This window comes from Chloroflexus sp. (genome assembly GCF_049970315.1).
In the GTDB taxonomy this organism is placed as follows: Bacteria; Chloroflexota; Chloroflexia; order Chloroflexales; family Chloroflexaceae; genus Chloroflexus.
The window spans coordinates 91,035-107,972 of sequence record NZ_JBMFNE010000005.1; the positions used below are offsets into that span (position 1 = coordinate 91,035).

Here is a 16,938-nt window from a genome sequence, read left to right on the forward strand (position 1 = left end):
GCCACCGTAGAGACACGATACGCTGCGTCTTTACTACAACGATATGGCACGCTCCATCACGGTATGGTGCCCCATGATAGGGATAATGACCGGCGGCCACGGGCAACGTGCTGCGGTGCAGGTGGCGCATTCACCCAAAGCAGCGCTGTTATCGTGATGGCTGAAAGGAGACACCATATGCACGTCGCCCCAATCACAAACGGCTCAAGGAAGGTGAGATAGAGCGAGAAGAGCGTACCGGCCAGCGCCATCACGACTAACGCTTGACGGGCAAGGCGAAGGAGCGAAAAGCGATCGAGCAGTCATGCCACGATGATCGCAAGATAACCAGCCAAACCTATCAAGCCCACCGGAACGCCGAACAAGCGGGCATACGGGCTTTGGTGAACGGTATTGCAATCGCCGACCGGCCCACAGACTGCACGCTGCTGGTTCAATTCGACGAAGGCCAGATAGCCGGCCAAGACTACTCCTACCGCCGCCAACGCCGGGATCCAGCGCGAGCGGGTGACGGGCAACGGACGGTCAAAGGGCCAGCGCAGGCGCGTAACAGCGACAAAGAACGCAATCGCCATGCCGGTCAGCACCAGCAGCGCGAGCGTATTGGCAAACGGATCGCGGCTGAATGGCGACGATGCCGATGGTGCAACCGGCGCAGCGCCAGACTCAAACGTCGCCGTCAACGGCTCGATACCGGGGATGGCCGGCCATGCATTTCCGCCGGCGGCTAGGGCTTGCTCGATCAAACCGGGCAGCCGGGTAGGAATCTCATCGCTCCCAACCAGATGGGTTTGACCAAAGAACAGGGCCGGTACGCCTTGCCGGTACGCAGCGACAGCAAAGGTTTGCAACGCTGCGCTGTACAACGACTGACCAGCAGGAGTCGACACATCAATCGTGAGAATGTGCAACTGGCTGCCATAGCGGGCCTGCAATGGCGGCAACACCTCATCGAGCACAGTGTGGCAATGCGGGCAAGTGGGCGAATAGAAGAGCACGGCACGTACAACGAGCGACTGCGCGAACGCTGACGATACGCCGAGCACGGCAATACACACCAACACGGAGAGCCATGACAACCTCCTTTCAGCACTACGTGCATAATATTGGTTGCCATGGCTGGTGACTAGCGCAAGTCACCCAACGAATAAGTACAAATCACGCAACCTAGCCCAACGGCGTATAGATGGCACCGCGCGGTGTCAGTTGGCTGCGGAAAAGGATGGGGCGCTCGCTCTGCCAAGCGAGTGGTTGTAGCGACACTGTGGGCAACGCCGCGCGGAGCGCGCGCAATTCAGCCGGTGTTGCTTCGGGACGGGAACGGGCAAGGGTGATGTGAGGGGTAAACGGACGCGGATCGGTAGGCAATCCAACCGACTGAATAACCCCGGCAAGGGACTGGTAGAGGGTCGCTAAACCGGCCAGATCACCGCTGAGACCAACCCAAACGACGCGCAACGAGCCGGTTGGTGGAAAACACCCCAGCCGGTCAAGGCTGAGGCGCAAAGTGGGCGCGGTGATAGCGCGCATTCCGGCGAGCAACGGTTCGACCAGCCGTTCCGGCGTCTCACCCAGAAAGTGGAGTGTCAGATGCATGCCGACCGGGTCACTCCAACGGACAGCCCGGCTATGCATGCTTAGGCGCATCTGTACATCGCGCAGCTCACGGCGCACCTCGTCCGGCAAATCAAGCGCGATAAAGAGGCGCATTGTGGGTTCAGACGATGAGTCGGGCATAGGACATACACTCATTGGTAACTCTAGTAATCGGAGAATATTGTACACCATCAAGCAATACTCTGCCCCTACGGTGCCCCTACTGCCGCGGTACCCGGTTGCCGGTTCATTCCCGGTGGGGGTGTGCCCCGTCTCACCAATCCACCACGATGGCAGCCGTGCCTCACCGCGCCTACACCGTGCCTCATCACACGTAGGGGAACCGCACCGACAGGCCGGTATCCGTCACGTTACCGCAAGGGCACAGCACCGCTGTGACCCTACTGAAGCATTGCTACCAACACTTGCCGCCAAACCTCAATCGGCTGCGCACCGGCCAGCAGCCGGTTGTTGATGAAGAAGACCGGCGTACCAAAAATGCGCAGGGCATGCGCTTCGCTCACGTGGTGGGCAATGACGGCTTTGGTCTCGGCGCGTTCGGCGCAGGCCCGCAACGCTGCCGTATCGAGGTCAAGCTCGGCAGCGATGGCGTCAATGCGGCGCTGTGCGCTGGCCGCGTCGCCTTGCCACGCCTCGCTGTTAGCAAAGAGGGCATTGTGCATCTCCCAGTAGCTACCCTGCTCGCCGGCGCAGATCGCCGCCAGCGCAGCCCACTCGCCTTGTGGACTGGTAACCGGCAAGTGCTTGACAACGTAGAAGACCTTTCCGGTCTCAACGAATTCGGTCACCAAAGCGGAAAAGGTGAGCTGGTGATAACGGCGACAGAAGGCGCAACCGAAGTCGGTGAATTCGACGATGGTCACCGGGGCATTGGGATCACCGAGTATAGCGTAGGGTTCGGCGCTGAGACCGAGCTGCGCCATGCTCACGGTGAGCACACCACTATCGGTGATGAGCGGCGTGGGCACCGCGGTCATTGAGGGGGTTGGTAAGGGGGTTTCACCCAAGCGGATAATGCGCGCCGTTGGCTCCGGTGCTGCCGGCAGTTCGGGAGTGACGGTCGGTAGGCGGTCGAACACGGGTGAGGGTGTCGGAATATTCGCTGTTGCTGCACAACCGGTAAGAACGATACAGAAGGCAAGGATGAGCGCACGAGCGTGGAGTGATTTGGATTGACTGCAATGATACGTCATTGCGTAAACCTTTGTTCATTACATGAGAAAGGCAGGCGGCAGCGAAGCATACCACACCTTATCAATATCCATTTCCAGCACGCCAAGGGTAATGGGGAGCAGAGTCGCTCTTTCTGGTGTCCCGTAGGAAGACGGTTCTGTTTGGCATTGTGAGAGGATGCAGTTCCCGAAGCAATTGCTCAAGGCGAGCAAGGCCATGTGCGGTAAGTTCACCATCGCATAGCTTGCGCCGGTGTCCTACTCACTCACCGGCGCAGCAACGAGACCCAACTCACGCAGCACTTCGTCCATGTGCTTGACGAGCACAATCTCCAGTTGTTCTTTCGCTTCAGCGGGCACCTCGCGCAGATCGATCTCATTCTCTTTCGGTAACAAGACTTTACGCACACCGGCCCGCTGCGCTGCCAGGAGCTTCTCTTTCACCCCGCCAATCGGCAAGATTTTGCCGCGTAACGTAACCTCACCGGTCATCGCAATGCGCTTATCCACTTCACGTTTCGTCAGCGCCGAAATGAGCGCACTCGCCATCGTGATACCGGCTGAAGGGCCGTCTTTGGGAACGGCGCCGGCAGGCACGTGAATGTGAATATCGCTCTGCTGGAAGATCTCGGCTTCGATACCTAGCTCAGTAGCACGCGAACGGGCGTAAGTGAGGGCAGCCCGTGCCGATTCTTTCATCACATCACCCAACTGACCGGTAAGGATCAGTTGGCCGCTCCCCGGAATTACGCTTACCTCAACGAAGAGCACATCGCCGCCGGTGGGTGTCCATGCGAGGCCGGTGACAACACCAACCTCATTCTCGCCGAGCAGTGTCTCACTGCGAAAACGCGGTGGGCCAAGCAGATCATCGAGATCGTCCGCATCAACTTGCGCCGGTATCTCTTTGCCTTCGGCCAACCGAGTAGCCATCTTGCGATAAACCGCTCCGATACGCCGTTCGAGATCGCGTACCCCGGCTTCGTGCGTGTACTCGCGGATCAGCCGTTGTAACGCAGCCGTCGTCAATTCTGGACCGCGTTCGGCTAATCCCTGTTCGTTGCGCTGACGTGGGATCAGGTAGCGTCGTGCGATCTCCAGTTTCTCTTGCTCGGTGTAGCCGGCCAACTCCAACAGCTCCATGCGGTCAAGCAGCGCTGGCGGGATGGTGTCGGCACGGTTAGCTGTGCATACAAAGAGTACCTTGCTGAGATCAAACGGTACATCAAGGTAACGATCGACGAAAGCGACGTTCTGTTCCGGGTCAAGCACTTCGAGCAGCGCTGCCGCCGGGTCGCCCTGAAAACCGATACTCAGTTTATCAACTTCATCGAGGAGCAAGACCGGGTTGTTGCTACCGGCGCGGCTGAGGCCCTGAATAATCCGTCCGGGTAAGGCACCGATGTAGGTACGGCGATGACCACGGATTTCGGCTTCATCGCGCACGCCACCCAAGGCGACACGCACAAATTTACGCCCCAATGCGCGGGCAATGGACGCCCCCAGACTCGTCTTACCGACACCGGGTGGACCGACGAAACAGAGGATCGGTCCGCGGGTTTCGCCACCGGCACCCGCTTCTTGGCGAAGTTTTCGCACGGCAAGGTATTCAATAATTCGCTCTTTGATCCGCGCTAGATCGTAATGATCCTCGTCGAGGACCTGCCGCGCCTGTGTAATATCGAGATTGTCTTCGGTACTAGCGTGCCACGGCAAATCGAGGATCCAATCGAGATAGGTACGCGCTACCGTATACTCGGCCGCACCGGGTGGCATACGCTCAAGCCGCGATAGCTCGCGCTCGGCCTCTTGGCGAGCTTCTGCCGGCAGATTGGCCTCCTCCAACCGCCGTCGCAGCTCGGCGATTTCGGCAGCATGATCATCGGTCTCACCCAATTCACGCTTAATCGCTTCAAGTTGCTGGCGCAAGACATATTCACGCTGATTCTTCGAGACCTCTTCCTGAGCTTTCCGCCCGATCATCAAGATTTCACGCTCACGTTCGAGCAGCCGCAACACGTGCTGCAACCGCTCGGTGACATCGAGGATGTCGAGCACGGCCTGCTGATCGTCGAGACTCAGGTTCAGATTGGCCGCAATGAGGTCGGCCAGCATGCCGGGATGGGGCGCATTAGCGGCTGCAATGGCTAATTCATCGGGCAGATTAGGACTCAGCTCGACAATTTGCTGAAAACCGGCCAGTGCTGCCCGCGCCAAGCCCGATGTCTCCAGTGATGTTTCGTGCGGATCATGGGAGATGCTCACCCGCGCCTGCGGATAGGGCTTAATCGACACCCAGTGTTGTACCTTGATCCGCGCCTGCCCTTGCAAAAGCAGTTGAACCCCACCCTGCGGCAAACGCATCATGCGCACGATCATTGCCGCCGTACCGGTGGACGCTAACATTGACGGTTCAAACTCCTCGCCGGCCTGCACGCGACGAAACACACCGATCATCTTCGTTGACAGTGCTGCTTCATCGACCAGACGTACCCATGCGTCGCCACTGACGACCAGTGGCAAAAACATACCTGGGAAGAGCACTGCATTATTGATCGGCAGAATCGGCAATAGTTCAGGAATATCTGGCGTTACTGGCCGTTGGACAACGTTCGCTTCACTCACAGTTATTCTCCCTCCGCTACCGGAATAACAACCTGCCGCCGTGAACGTCCGGCAAACGGTAGTCGGATTTCCAGTAGCCCATGGATTGAACGGGCACTTGTGCGATCAGGATCGATGGGTCGCTCAAACGGCACTTCAATCTGGAACACACCGGCAGCAATCTCCATGCGGTGCAAGCGGCGCAGGCCTGCCGGTAGCGCCAGTTGGCGTGCTCCGGCGATCCGGACCAGTTCTGGGTATGCTTCAATCTGCAACGTTGCCGGATCCACACCGGCTAATTCGATCACCAGCACCATTTCGTGCTCGGTTTCGCAAACGTTAATTGGCGGCGACCACGGCCGAGTATCGAACTGAGCATACGGCCACCGGCTGCGTAAAATACGAATGTACGAAGCATCGCTCATTGTTCAATTCCTTTGCTTTACGGTTCGAGGAGAAATGATTGTTTAAAGAGTTCATAACGGCGTTTAACCTGTCGCACACGCCAACCAAGTACAAGTAAGACTACCCCAATGGCTATGAAGAAAATCGCTGCTAAATAGGCCAACAACTCAGGCCAAATGATCACAGCCACACCAAGCGCAATGAGCGCCAGACCCTGCGACAAATAAAACCACCATAACGCCGCTAGTTCGGCGGTGAGATAATCAAACGGGCGAAAATCGATTCGATACATCGTTATAGACCTCCTCCAATAGAAACGAGTGCGCGTTACTCGTACCAGTCCGCGTCAACCCATGTATTCACGCCATCAAAAGCTCTTCGGTACGCCAATTCGGCGCGCAGTCGAGCGATTTCGCGTTGCATCGCCAGCATACGCCGGCGCATATGTAAGATCAGATCAACGGTATCGGTCGCTACACCGAGATCGTCGATCAAGCGTCTGATCCGGCGAAGTTCATCGAACTCAGCCGCCGGCAACTGAGGAAAAGGATGGATGTACCCCACATCGGCCAAATACTGCAACACCGGCACTGGCAACCCGGTAGCACGTGCTAATTCCTCTAAACTCATCCGTCGCACTAACATAGGCGTCGGCTCCTTGTGTGTTTACGACGACAATTCGGCTAGCGTCACCGGGACAATCTGCTCACGACCATTACGAATAACGGTTACTTGCACCGTTTCACCCACTTGGGTTTCGGTTTCGAGATAGACCAATAGCTCCTGGCTGCTCGTGATCGAGCGACCGTTGATTGCCACGATCACGTCACCCCCAACCGGCAACATCCAGTTTCCGACTCGCACTACCTGCTGCGGCCCCCGCAAACCGGCTCGGGCAGCCGGACCACCTTCGACCAATTCGGCAATGAGTAACCCCTCTTTGATTGGCAAATTCATACCGGCCCGCTCAAACAGCGCAGCACGTTGCGGCGTCAGTTCGATCACGCGCACTCCCAACGATGGGTGCGGATAGCGCCCTTCCCGGATCAACACCGGTACTACGCGCTGCACTGTTCGCGCCGAGATAGCAAAGCCGATGCCAGCATTGGCCCCACTGGGACTGAGAATGGCCGAATTAACCCCGATTACACGGCCTGTCAAATCGAGGAGTGGTCCACCCGAATTACCGGGGTTAATGGCCACGTCCGATTGGATGACCTCGCCGATGAAGCGCTGGTTCGGACTCTCGATGACCCGTCCAAGCGCACTGACAATTCCAAAGGTGAGGGTACGTTCAAGACCAAACGGATTACCGATGGCGAGGACAAATTGACCGACATACACCTGCGTCGAGTCACCGATCGGCAGTGGCCGAATCTCATCGACCGGTGAAGCGACTTTAATCACGGCCAGATCGTTCGATGGGTCACTGCCGACAATCTTGGCCGACACAGTACGTCCATCGGCGAGTGTTACTTGCAATTCATCGGCATCGGCCACCACGTGATAGTTGGTGACAATATGGCCTGCGGTATCGTAGAAAAAGCCTGAGCCACTACCCTGGCGGGGCACCGGATTAAAGAAAAAGTCGTAGCTGATCGAGCGACTGGTGATATTTACCACACTCGGCCCAGCCTCACGATAGACGGCGGCGATCTGAGCTTCCAGATCGGTCGCGGTCATTGGAATAATCGTGGGCATGGTGAACGTCACCGGTGTTGGCGATGGCGCAACCGCCACGGTTTCTCGCCGATCATTCACCAGTGCTGTCCATACGAACGCACCGGCAATAACCAGCAGCAAGAATAGTTCGAAGAATAACACCATTCTCCGACCACGACCGGTTCGTTCCGACATAGAAAACCTCTTCGTTACCATTACAAGGCGGCTTACAGCCGTAAGCCTACCGCCCAACCGTTCTGCGGTTTCGCACCAATTCGCGCAACGTATTCAATTCCGCATCGCTCAATGGCTCAGGCAAAACCAATTTCACCCGCACAAACAGATCGCCGCGTTCTGTCGGATTTTCTAACCGCGGCATCCCCTTCCCACGCAATCGGAAGACCTTATCAGCTTGGGTACGTGGTGGAATCTTCAGGGTTACCGTACCATCAATTGTTGGCACACGCACCTCGCCACCTACTGCGGCAGTAAAGGCATCGACCTCGATAGTCGTCATCAGATCATCGCCGTCGCGCTCAAATTGCGGATGTGGTTCGACTTCGACAACCAGATACAGGTCACCCGACGCGCCACCGGCAATACCGGGAGCACCTTGCCCGCTCAACCGCACCCGCGTACCGGTACGCACGCCACGCGGAATCCGGGCCTCGATCCGACGGTCACCGACCTGGAGCGAGCGCGTTGTACCGGAGAACGCCTCTTCGAGAGAGACGGTCACCGGCACTTCGAGATCGCGTCCGCGTGCCGGACGGCTTGGCCGGCGGAATTGTGGCTGACCGAAGATCGAACTGAAGAAGTCGGAGAACGGGCTATCGGCGCCAAATAAGTCTTCCAGGTCTTCGGGAGAGACGTTGTAGGTATAGACCTGTTGGCCAGGCGAAGCCTGCCACTGACTCCAGTTAAACTCACCGCGACCGCCGCTACGCTGCCAGCGTTGATAGTACGCACGCAACTCGTCGTACTTGCGGCGTCGTTCCGGATCACTCAAGGCTTGATACGCCTCGTTGATCTCTTTGAAACGCTCTTCGGCTTTCTTATCGCCCGGATTGACATCAGGATGGTACTGCCGCGCCAATTTACGGTAGGCTTGTTTGATAGCCTGTTCATCAGCATCCGGGCTGACGCCTAAGATAGCGTAATAATCTTTGAATTCCATAGTAGTTCGACAACGATGAATTGAAATTATGTATCGGATTCAGAGACGGCGTGTGACGCCGCCTCTGCGAGAGCAGTCAATAGCGCGAAACTATCACCAACGCAACAGACCGGCCAAACCGTTCAGATCACGTAGTAACCGCTCCTCTGCCGGTCCGGCGGCAAACTCGAGTCGCGTAGCGTATGCTGCACAGATATCGATCAGTACATCTCGTAACGGCACCGATTGCGGTTCACCAGCAGCATGCAACAGCATCGCTTGCTCACGACTACCGGCCAGCAGGCCATCGTCGGTCATCCAGACGTCGGTATTAAGATGCCATGGTGCTACCAATACGCTCAGCCGTCCCTCTTGCAACATCGACAACGTGGGATCGATACCCCATACACCGGGTTGGCGCGTGATCTGGTCGAGCAACTCTTGCTCGTGCGCCTGTTCTACCTGCTCGAGGATCGGCCCGACTTTGGCAAGAACATGGGCAAGCGACGCATCAGGATGGGGTAAATCTGCCACATGAGCAATCACCATCTGACGGATGGTGCGCGGCAAGAGATCGGCAAACTGCTTGGTCGCCTCTTCACGACCGAGCAATACCAAACGGCGCAGACCGAAATGAGTCATAGCCCGTTCGGTCAGTTCAGCGAGCCGTTGCAGATAGCGAGTGGCGATATTTTCCATCCGACGCGCAAAGCGGTCGCGATTCCCCATCGCCTGTGTACGCAACCGTTCACGCAAACGGTGTGGATCGAACTCGCTAACTTCACGCCACAGCTCGCTCTCGACATTGCGGAACACATCGGTATACTCAACGATTTCGCCAAGGAACACCTCAAAGAAGCGCCAACCCTCGCCACGCAACCAGACAATGGCGGTGCGCTCATACTGGTCGAGCGCATATACAATTGGTGCAATATATGGCTCACCCCAGCGTGCCTCGACCCGACCGTTGGTCAAATCAAGCAACGGTAGGTCGATATGCAACGGCAAACGGGTAATCGTCACCGTCGAACTCCTGGCTTCGGCCACCGGCGCCGCCGCGAAGAGCGCTAACGTGCGTGCTTCGGGCACCATCTCCGCATCGAGCGCTGCCAGTACTGCCTGTTCAATATCGGCCGGAGCCGCCAACGCCTTTACCGCGTTACGCGCCCGCAACGCCCACGCTCGTCCGGCATTCTCAGGGTTGGCCGGATTGACCGCTACGTATAACGAGAGAACCGGCGGCTGCAATTCACCCAATTCGGACCGAATCTGTTGCACCATCTCGCGATCGATCATACGTCCCATCCTTTCCGACGATCAACGCCACCAGCGTGCGATCACGTTGGCGATGACGGTCAAGACCAAACTCACCACCAGCATGGTGCCCAACGGAATAAAGATGGTTAGATTATCCCGCTCGATCAGGATATCGCCGGGTAGGCGACCTAGCCATGGCAACCGACCGGCGGCCAGTACAACGAGACCGATGACAATCAAGACCACACCGGTACCGATTAACCACCGTCCTAACTCGTTCATACCACACCTCAATGTGAGCAGACACACTGCTCCGTTGTCTTCTACTTTGGTATTATGATGGAACGATATTAGCCAGCGGTCAACGGGGTGCTAATAATGTGTTAGAAACCGATACTGAAACCGATTCCGATGACGGTGAGAAGACTTGCACCTAATTCTTGCATCCCCACCAATGGTGTCGGTGTGGTCAGGCTGCGTGGTAAGAGACCGATCCAGCAGCGTAGGGTAAGAAGGATAAAGATGAGAAGCACCGGCCAACCAACCCAATCCAATACCACGAGACCACCGGCTATGAGCACTGCTATTCCGTGCCAGAGCAATACCGGCGCACGACCCACCGGTTCGTTACGCGCTAAGCGTAGGCGAACACGGACATAGATGATCGCGGTTGCGGCTTGCATTGCAAGGAGTAACCACGCCAGCATCGCCGGTGGGAATGACCAACCATCTGCCATCATAATCGCTGCCACCAACGCACTAATCGCCACAGCACCGCACAATTCGGCCGCAAGCGCCCGACTCTCCTTTCGTAGATCGAAGAATAATTGGCTTATCGCAAATGGAGCAGCGAGTGCAATCGGCAACCAAAAGGGTGCCGCTGCATTGACGATTGCCAAACCAAGACCGATGAACGCAATCGTACTATAGCCCACCACGAACCGCTCGGCAATAACGGTGCGTGGATAGCGTTTTCTGCGTCGGTAATCGCCGAATGCGATCTTGAGCGGCTGGCGCGTCAGGAAGGCACCGAAGCCGGCCAGACTCAACCAGAACCCTGCCATCGAGGGCGCCAACCACAATCCAAGCACAATCGGTGCTGCTAAAAACCCCCAACCACCGTGTTCAACCGGCAATGCAATTGGCCGTATCCGCACCGGTTGCGGTGTACGGATCAGATGTTTGTTTTGGTGCATGCGGCCTTTCTCCGTCCAACACTAGGCAATCGTCGCTTATTCGCGTGAACCTTTAAGGAGCAGCAATAACATCACGACCGGCGTTCGCGCTTGTAGGCTATGTGGCAACCGCGCCGGCATATGCACCCACGTGTTAGGCACTGCCTCAACAACCTCTTCGCCGAGTGTGATACGCGCTTCACCTTGCAGGATATGCATAATGGCCGGTATCGCAGCGGTATGCTCTGATAACTCTTGTCCGGCAGCAAAGCCGAAGAGAACCGCTTTGATCGTTGCATCTTGGTAAATCGTGCGACTGATAATTCCATCCACTGGGATGTTGAGCTGGTCGATCAGATGGTAGACCGTGGCAAGGCTCATCGCTGTTGTTCCTTTACGCGCAGGATCAGCGCAACAAACGGCGGACGATGCATGTGTGTATCACCGTTATACCACGTTTCGTACCTACTTACGAGAGAGGAATGTCTCACACAGATTAAAGCCGCTTACGAAAAACTGCACCATTGGCATTCGGAATATATCCCTTGTTATCGAGATAGAATGGGATATACTGCTCATAGGTCTATCAGATCGACCTGACGCTGCTGTTTGCGCCTTCCGCGATTAACCTAGAGAAAGAGAACGCTATGAATCAGGGTCGTCAAGCATTTCCAACGCCGCCGATACAGGGCTGGTCATTGTCAGCTCTTATCTCGCTCGTCTTTATCATCATGGTTGCTAGCCTTTTGGTCAGCAATTCTATCACTACCATACCGCAAAACATCGCGCCGGCAGGGACGGAAACAACGCCGAATCCGTAAGTGTGTTACGAGCATGGCGTTTTGGAGAAATACCCCCCCTCCTAGCCTCCCCCGCTGGAGGGAGGTGTAAGATGCTTCTCCCCCGCTGGAGGAGGGGTAAGGGGTGGGGGCAAAACCTGTGCCACCGAGAACGCAGAGAACACATAGAAATAGCCACAAAAAATCGCAAAAGGCACAAACGTACAATAGTACTCTCTTGTGGCTTCTAGTAACTCTTCCCCCAAACCCCTTTGTGCCCTCTGCGTCTTTGCGTCTTTGCGTCCTTTGCGTCTTTGCGTCCTTTGCGTCTTTGCGTTTACCATCCTCTGCGCCTTTGCCCGCTTTGCGTCTGTGTATCTGCGGAGGAGCAGCATAGACTTCACATACCGAATCCCCATTTGACACAAAACTCGACTTCTGGTATATTCGTCACACTATGAGAAACGAACACGCATCCACCAAGCAGATCAAGCGCGCGAAGAAGCCGGACGAAAGGTCTGGTTAGCTCTGCTTGTCTGCTGCGTGGAAGAGACAAGACCCGGCTCACCAGACCATACGGTGCGCCGGGTCAGTTGTTTGTGCAACGGAGGTATATATGAAACGGATAGCCACAACCAGCCCAGTTGCCTATACGCCACGCTATTGCCGGCCTGAACTTTTTGGCTCATGTCAAGTGAGAGAGGTGTCACCGTATGTCACTGCCTGAGCGTCTGTTTTTCGTCGATACCACCCTGCGCGAAGGCGAACAGTTCGCCAGCGCCCGCTTTACGTCCGCCCAACGGCTTGCTATCGCAGAAATGCTCGACGCATTCGGCGTTGAGTATATCGAACTCACCTCTCCGGCAGCTTCGCCGCAAAGTGCGCGTGATCTCGCCACCATTGCCCGTCACGGTCTCCGCGCCCGTATCCTCACCCATATCCGCTGTCACATGACCGATGCACGCCTCGCCGTCGAACACGGTGCACAAGGGGCGAATCTGCTCTTCGCTACGTCCGAACCACTACGCACAGTAAGTCATGGACGCAGCCTGAATGAGATTTTGGCTGAAGCGCAACAGGTGATCACGTACCTGCGCGACCACGACGTTGAGGTGCGCTTTTCGTGTGAAGATAGTTTCCGCACCGACCTTGCCGACTTGATCCGCATTTACCGCGCGGTCGAGACGATGGGCGTCCAACGAATCGGTCTTGCCGATACCGTTGGCATCGCTACGCCGCGTCAAGTCTACGAAGTGGTTAGCGCTGTGCGTGCTGAAGTCACATGCGACATCGAATTTCACGGCCACAACGATAGTGGCTGCGCGGTCGCCAATACCTTTTGCGCTTACGAAGCCGGTGCAACCCACCTCGATGTGACGGTACTTGGGATTGGTGAACGCAACGGTATTGCCAGTCTGAGCGGGATGATTGCACGAATTGCGAGCGTCGATCCGAATCGTGTTCGACGGTATCGTCTCGATCTGTTGCCGAAGATCGACGAGACGGTGGCAACTATGCTCGGCATCGAAATCCCGTTCAACCAGTGTATTACCAGCCCGACCGCTTTTCACCACAAGGCTGGAATGCACACAAAAGCCGTGCTGGCCGATCCACGCAGCTACGAAGTGCTCGATCCGAACCTGTTCGGTCGCCAGCGCACCATCGCGATTGCCCACCGGCTGGTCGGTTGGCACGCCGTCGCCGAACGCGCCCGCGAATTGGGTATCACCCTTAGCGAAGCGCAAGCCCGCGCCGCCGCCGCCCGCATCAAGGCCCTCGGCGACGAACACGACCTTGATGGCGCAATGATCGACGAGATTCTCTATAGCTACGCCGAGTAATCCTGGTAAGGCCGCACAGACTGCGGCCATCAATATAACACGAGGATACAACGATGCCAACAATGAGCGAACAAATCTTAAGCCGTGTTGCCGGGCGAGCGGTGCGCGCCGGCGATGTGGTGACGGCGAATGTTGATCTAGTGATGGTCCACGATAGCTTGGCACCCGGCATTATCCGCATTCTCCACAACGAACTGGGCGCTGAGCGGGTGTGGGACCCTCAGCGCATTGCAGTTGTGATCGATCACGTCGCCCCGGCTGCCAGTGTACAGACCGCAGAAAAACAGCAAGAAGTGCGGCGCTGGGTGCGCGCACAGGGTATTCCCAATCTGTTTGATGTCGGGCGCGGTATTTCGCACCCGGTGTTGGTGGAAGAGGGGTTGGCCCAGCCGGGCATGTTAATTTTGGGGAGCGATAGCCACAGTACGGCGTATGGCTGTGTCGGAGCGTTTGGTACCGGTATGGGCAGCACCGACATCGCGCTTGCATTGGCTACCGGAAAGACGTGGTTGCGTGTGCCGGAGACCATCGTGGTGCGAGCACGCGGTGAGTTTGGGTTTGGGGTGGGGCCGAAAGATTTGGCGCTCCGCGCTGCCCGTCTGCTCCGCGCCGATGGAGCAACATATGCTGCCATCGAGTGGCACGGGGTTGAGAACCTGAGCGTGATGGAGCGGATGACGCTGGCGACGCTCTCAATTGAGATGGGCGCTAAGGCCGGTATTATCCCACCGACCGGGCTTGAACTGCACGGGCCACTCGTGCCAACCGTCGATGCTGACGCTCAGTACCAAGAGGTGGTTGAGATCGATCTTGAGCAACTAGAGCCACAAGTCTCGGCACCGCACTATGTTGACAATGTTGCGAACCTCAGTGATCTGGGGCGCGTCGCCGTTGATGTGGTCTACCTCGGCACTTGCACCAACGGCCATTACGAAGATATGGCAGTGGCAGCCCAGATTCTGGCCGGCCGACGTATCGCTCCCGGCGTGCGGATGATCGTTGTGCCGGCCAGCGCCCAGGCGCTGCATCGCGCCGCCGCTGATGGTACCCTTGCCACTCTCCTCGCCGCCGGTGCGACCATCGGCACACCGGGTTGTGGCGCATGCATTGGCCGTCATATGGGCGTACTTGCCCCCGGTGAGGTCTGTCTGTTCACCGGTAATCGCAATTTCCGTGGCCGTATGGGCAGTCCCGAAGCGCAGATCTATTTAGCTTCGCCGGCAGTCGCCGCCGCGACGGCGCTTACCGGCTATCTGACCGATCCGCGCGCGGTGATGGATGACCAGCCGGTCGTATCGCAGTAACGCTCAGTGCAGAAAGAGAGGCATTGCTATGGCTCGCGTCTGGCTCTTTGGCCCCGACATCAATACCGATCAGATTGTGCCCGGCCGGTATGCGCCGTATATGTTGAAAGATGAAAGTGAACTACGCCGCTACCCGTTTGTTGAACACCGACCTGATTTCGCACCGAACGTGCGCCCGGGTGACATCATCGTCGCCGGGAAGAACTTTGGCTGTGGTAGTTCACGTGAGTATGCGCCGTTGGCACTCCGTATGGTTGGCATTGGTGCGATTATTGCGCCACTCTTTGCGCGGATCTTCTTCCGCAATGCGCTCAATCTCGGTATTCCCTGCTTTACCGCCGATCTGACCGCTGAACTGGCCGATGGTGACGAAGTCGAACTCGATCTCGAACAGGGACGGATTACTACAGCCGATGGGCGGGTGATCAATCTACCACCACCACCACTGTTTTTGCGTGAAGTATGGGCCGCCGGCGGGATTGTTCCCTTCTATCGCCAATACGGTCGCTTTCCCGGTGAGGTGGCGTAATGCGGATCTGTGTCATTCCCGGTGATGGGATCGGTCCTGAAGTAATGGCTGCGGCAACGGCGGTGTTACGCGTGTTGGCACCAGACCTCACCCTCTGTGAAGTCGAGGCGGGGTGGGGCGTCTTCCAGCGCACCGGCGTCGCCCTTCCCGCCGAAACACTCGCAGCAGCCCGTGAGGCGACTGCTATTCTCTTCGGCGCAGTTGCCTCACCAAGCTACCCGGTACCCGGATACCGTAGTCCGATTGTCGAATTGCGCCGCACCCTCGATCTCTACGCCAACATTAGGCCAACCATTGGCCCCGGCGTTGATCTGGTTGTGGTACGCGAGAATACCGAAGATTTGTACAGTGGGCGTGAACGGCTCGAAGACGACGGTAACACTGCAATTGCCGAGCGAGTGATTACGCGCGCCGCTTCGGCCCGGATTGTCCGTACCGCCTGCGAACTGGCGCGCACCCGCCAAGCCGCCGGCCATCCCGGCAAGATCACGATTGTTCATAAAGCTAATGTGCTGCGGGTTAGTGACGGCCTCTTCCGCACCGCAGCACTAGAGGCCGCTGCCGACTTCCCAGAGTTAACCTTCGAGGAACGGTTGGTTGATGTGGCGGCAATGCAACTCGCCGCCCAACCGCAACGGTTTGACGTGATCGTTACCACTAACATGTTCGGTGATATTCTGTCGGATATTGCCTGCATTCACGGCGGCGGTTTAGGCGTGGCGGCCAGTAGTAATCTCGGTCATGGCCATGCACTATTTGAACCGGTGCATGGTGCAGCGCCTGATATTGCTGGGCGGGGGATTGCCAACCCAACCGCAGCCCTCAACTGTGTGGTGATGCTGCTCGAGTGGATTGGGCGGCCTCGCGCCGCCGAACGGTTACGCCGCGCGATGGACGCCGTCGCTAGCGAAGGAATTCGCACACCGGATGTTGGCGGTGATGCGACAACACGTGAAGTCACTGAAGCCATTCTTGAACAGATAGCAACACAAGCCTGAAAGGAGAAACTACCTATGCATGCCGAATGTCCTGAATGCGTCGCGCCGATTATGCTGCCAGCCAACACCCTAGAGAGCGAGATCATCGCCTGCCCCGATTGTGGCGCTGAATTGGAGGTCGTTAGCCTCAACCCACCCACCCTCGCCCTCGCGCCTGAGGTTGAAGAGGATTGGGGAGAATAGGAAATGTCTACGCGGCAGGGACGATCCCTGCCGCATGAGGCATCTGCAAGAGCTGTATTGCCAATACCTGAGGAGTACCTGTTATGCGCGCCGAATGCCCCGAATGCGCCGCTGAGATTACTCTACCAGAAGGCACGCTGGAAAACGAAATTATTGCCTGCCCGGATTGCGGTGCTGAATTGGAAGTTGTGAGTCTCAACCCACCCACCCTCGCCCTCGCGCCTGAGGTTGAAGAGGATTGGGGAGAATAGGAGAG

The 16,938-nt window shown here is 57.1% G+C and carries 19 protein-coding genes and 1 pseudogene; 7 read left to right on the forward strand and 13 right to left on the reverse strand.

Features of this window, described 5'->3' with window-relative positions:
* Positions 1-56: 56 nt before the first annotated feature.
* The 13 genes and pseudogenes from ACP5OT_RS05350 to ACP5OT_RS05410 form a co-directional block, all read right to left on the reverse strand.
* Positions 57-575: pseudogene (locus ACP5OT_RS05350) on the reverse strand (vitamin K epoxide reductase family protein).
* 592 nt (positions 576-1,167) lie between these two features.
* Positions 1,168-1,737 carry an RNA 2',3'-cyclic phosphodiesterase gene (thpR, locus tag ACP5OT_RS05355; protein ID WP_424676678.1) on the reverse strand — a complete coding sequence of 190 codons (570 nt, stop codon included), beginning with the start codon at positions 1,735-1,737 and terminating at the stop codon, positions 1,168-1,170.
* Between the two features lie 260 nt (positions 1,738-1,997).
* Positions 1,998-2,810: a DsbA family protein gene (locus ACP5OT_RS05360; protein ID WP_424676679.1), complete on the reverse strand. Its 813-nt coding sequence runs from the start codon at positions 2,808-2,810 to the stop codon at positions 1,998-2,000.
* Positions 2,811-3,047: 237 nt separating this feature from the next.
* Positions 3,048-5,414: an endopeptidase La gene (gene lon, locus ACP5OT_RS05365; protein WP_424676680.1), complete on the reverse strand. Its 2,367-nt coding sequence runs from the start codon at positions 5,412-5,414 to the stop codon at positions 3,048-3,050.
* A 2-nt stretch (positions 5,415-5,416) separates the two neighbouring features.
* On the reverse strand, positions 5,417-5,818 hold the full coding sequence (locus ACP5OT_RS05370; protein ID WP_424676681.1) for an Hsp20/alpha crystallin family protein: 402 nt from the start codon (positions 5,816-5,818) through the stop codon (positions 5,417-5,419).
* A gap of 17 nt (positions 5,819-5,835) precedes the next feature.
* Complete coding sequence (locus ACP5OT_RS05375; RefSeq protein ID WP_428131560.1) at positions 5,836-6,090, reverse strand: hypothetical protein; 255 nt, start codon at positions 6,088-6,090, stop codon at positions 5,836-5,838.
* Between the two features lie 35 nt (positions 6,091-6,125).
* On the reverse strand, positions 6,126-6,443 hold the full coding sequence (locus tag ACP5OT_RS05380; RefSeq protein ID WP_428131562.1) for a chaperone modulator CbpM: 318 nt from the start codon (positions 6,441-6,443) through the stop codon (positions 6,126-6,128).
* Between the two features lie 21 nt (positions 6,444-6,464).
* Positions 6,465-7,655 carry a S1C family serine protease gene (locus ACP5OT_RS05385; protein ID WP_424676684.1) on the reverse strand — a complete coding sequence of 397 codons (1,191 nt, stop codon included), beginning with the start codon at positions 7,653-7,655 and terminating at the stop codon, positions 6,465-6,467.
* 46 nt (positions 7,656-7,701) lie between these two features.
* Positions 7,702-8,637 carry a DnaJ C-terminal domain-containing protein gene (locus ACP5OT_RS05390; RefSeq protein WP_424676685.1) on the reverse strand — a complete coding sequence of 312 codons (936 nt, stop codon included), beginning with the start codon at positions 8,635-8,637 and terminating at the stop codon, positions 7,702-7,704.
* 93 nt (positions 8,638-8,730) lie between these two features.
* Entirely contained in the window at positions 8,731-9,912 is a 1,182-nt protein-coding gene (locus ACP5OT_RS05395) for a VLRF1 family aeRF1-type release factor (protein WP_428131565.1), read from the reverse strand.
* Between the two features lie 21 nt (positions 9,913-9,933).
* Positions 9,934-10,155, reverse strand: a complete 222-nt coding sequence (locus ACP5OT_RS05400) for a DUF2905 domain-containing protein (RefSeq protein WP_424676687.1) — start codon at positions 10,153-10,155, stop codon at positions 9,934-9,936.
* A gap of 101 nt (positions 10,156-10,256) precedes the next feature.
* Positions 10,257-11,069 (reverse strand): YwiC-like family protein, encoded by an 813-nt coding sequence (locus ACP5OT_RS05405; protein ID WP_428131567.1) that lies wholly within the window; start codon positions 11,067-11,069, stop codon positions 10,257-10,259.
* Between the two features lie 36 nt (positions 11,070-11,105).
* Positions 11,106-11,429: a cupin domain-containing protein gene (locus ACP5OT_RS05410; protein WP_428112287.1), complete on the reverse strand. Its 324-nt coding sequence runs from the start codon at positions 11,427-11,429 to the stop codon at positions 11,106-11,108.
* Positions 11,430-11,695: 266 nt separating this feature from the next.
* Between ACP5OT_RS05410 and ACP5OT_RS05415 the strand changes: the two genes are divergently transcribed.
* The 7 genes from ACP5OT_RS05415 (at position 11,696) to lysW (ACP5OT_RS05445) (ending at position 16,933) form a co-directional block, all read left to right on the forward strand.
* Complete coding sequence (locus ACP5OT_RS05415) at positions 11,696-11,869, forward strand: hypothetical protein (protein WP_428112285.1); 174 nt, start codon at positions 11,696-11,698, stop codon at positions 11,867-11,869.
* Positions 11,870-12,540: 671 nt separating this feature from the next.
* On the forward strand, positions 12,541-13,668 hold the full coding sequence (gene lysS / locus ACP5OT_RS05420) for a homocitrate synthase (RefSeq protein ID WP_424676690.1): 1,128 nt from the start codon (positions 12,541-12,543) through the stop codon (positions 13,666-13,668).
* A 53-nt stretch (positions 13,669-13,721) separates the two neighbouring features.
* Complete coding sequence (locus ACP5OT_RS05425) at positions 13,722-14,972, forward strand: 3-isopropylmalate dehydratase large subunit (protein ID WP_424676691.1); 1,251 nt, start codon at positions 13,722-13,724, stop codon at positions 14,970-14,972.
* Between the two features lie 28 nt (positions 14,973-15,000).
* Positions 15,001-15,501, forward strand: coding sequence for a homoaconitate hydratase (locus tag ACP5OT_RS05430; protein WP_424676692.1), 501 nt, complete (start codon positions 15,001-15,003; stop codon positions 15,499-15,501).
* Positions 15,501-16,499 carry an isocitrate/isopropylmalate dehydrogenase family protein gene (locus tag ACP5OT_RS05435; protein WP_424676693.1) on the forward strand — a complete coding sequence of 333 codons (999 nt, stop codon included), beginning with the start codon at positions 15,501-15,503 and terminating at the stop codon, positions 16,497-16,499. The genes ACP5OT_RS05430 and ACP5OT_RS05435 overlap by 1 nt, the downstream gene beginning before the upstream one ends.
* A 15-nt stretch (positions 16,500-16,514) precedes the next feature.
* The gene (gene lysW, locus ACP5OT_RS05440; RefSeq protein ID WP_428131570.1) at positions 16,515-16,682 is read left to right on the forward strand and encodes a lysine biosynthesis protein LysW; all 168 of its coding nucleotides are present in this window, start codon (positions 16,515-16,517) and stop codon (positions 16,680-16,682) included.
* 83 nt (positions 16,683-16,765) lie between these two features.
* Positions 16,766-16,933, forward strand: coding sequence for a lysine biosynthesis protein LysW (lysW, locus tag ACP5OT_RS05445; protein WP_015942282.1), 168 nt, complete (start codon positions 16,766-16,768; stop codon positions 16,931-16,933).
* The last annotated feature ends 5 nt before the right edge of the window (positions 16,934-16,938 follow it).

Coding starts and splice junctions, on each gene's coding strand:
- ACP5OT_RS05360 (WP_424676679.1), bottom strand. CDS start 2,810: ATGACGTATCATTGCAGTCAATCCAAATCACTCCACGCTCGTGCGCTC.
- ACP5OT_RS05425 (WP_424676691.1), top strand. CDS start 13,722: ATGCCAACAATGAGCGAACAAATCTTAAGCCGTGTTGCCGGGCGAGCG.
- ACP5OT_RS05405 (WP_428131567.1), bottom strand. CDS start 11,069: ATGCACCAAAACAAACATCTGATCCGTACACCGCAACCGGTGCGGATA.
- ACP5OT_RS05400 (WP_424676687.1), bottom strand. CDS start 10,155: ATGAACGAGTTAGGACGGTGGTTAATCGGTACCGGTGTGGTCTTGATT.
- lysW (WP_015942282.1), top strand. CDS start 16,766: ATGCGCGCCGAATGCCCCGAATGCGCCGCTGAGATTACTCTACCAGAA.
- ACP5OT_RS05415 (WP_428112285.1), top strand. CDS start 11,696: ATGAATCAGGGTCGTCAAGCATTTCCAACGCCGCCGATACAGGGCTGG.
- ACP5OT_RS05430 (WP_424676692.1), top strand. CDS start 15,001: ATGGCTCGCGTCTGGCTCTTTGGCCCCGACATCAATACCGATCAGATT.
- lysW (WP_428131570.1), top strand. CDS start 16,515: ATGCATGCCGAATGTCCTGAATGCGTCGCGCCGATTATGCTGCCAGCC.
- ACP5OT_RS05395 (WP_428131565.1), bottom strand. CDS start 9,912: ATGATCGATCGCGAGATGGTGCAACAGATTCGGTCCGAATTGGGTGAA.
- ACP5OT_RS05435 (WP_424676693.1), top strand. CDS start 15,501: ATGCGGATCTGTGTCATTCCCGGTGATGGGATCGGTCCTGAAGTAATG.
- thpR (WP_424676678.1), bottom strand. CDS start 1,737: ATGCCCGACTCATCGTCTGAACCCACAATGCGCCTCTTTATCGCGCTT.
- ACP5OT_RS05390 (WP_424676685.1), bottom strand. CDS start 8,637: ATGGAATTCAAAGATTATTACGCTATCTTAGGCGTCAGCCCGGATGCT.
- ACP5OT_RS05410 (WP_428112287.1), bottom strand. CDS start 11,429: ATGAGCCTTGCCACGGTCTACCATCTGATCGACCAGCTCAACATCCCA.
- ACP5OT_RS05380 (WP_428131562.1), bottom strand. CDS start 6,443: ATGTTAGTGCGACGGATGAGTTTAGAGGAATTAGCACGTGCTACCGGG.
- ACP5OT_RS05375 (WP_428131560.1), bottom strand. CDS start 6,090: ATGTATCGAATCGATTTTCGCCCGTTTGATTATCTCACCGCCGAACTA.
- ACP5OT_RS05385 (WP_424676684.1), bottom strand. CDS start 7,655: ATGTCGGAACGAACCGGTCGTGGTCGGAGAATGGTGTTATTCTTCGAA.
- lysS (WP_424676690.1), top strand. CDS start 12,541: ATGTCACTGCCTGAGCGTCTGTTTTTCGTCGATACCACCCTGCGCGAA.
- ACP5OT_RS05370 (WP_424676681.1), bottom strand. CDS start 5,818: ATGAGCGATGCTTCGTACATTCGTATTTTACGCAGCCGGTGGCCGTAT.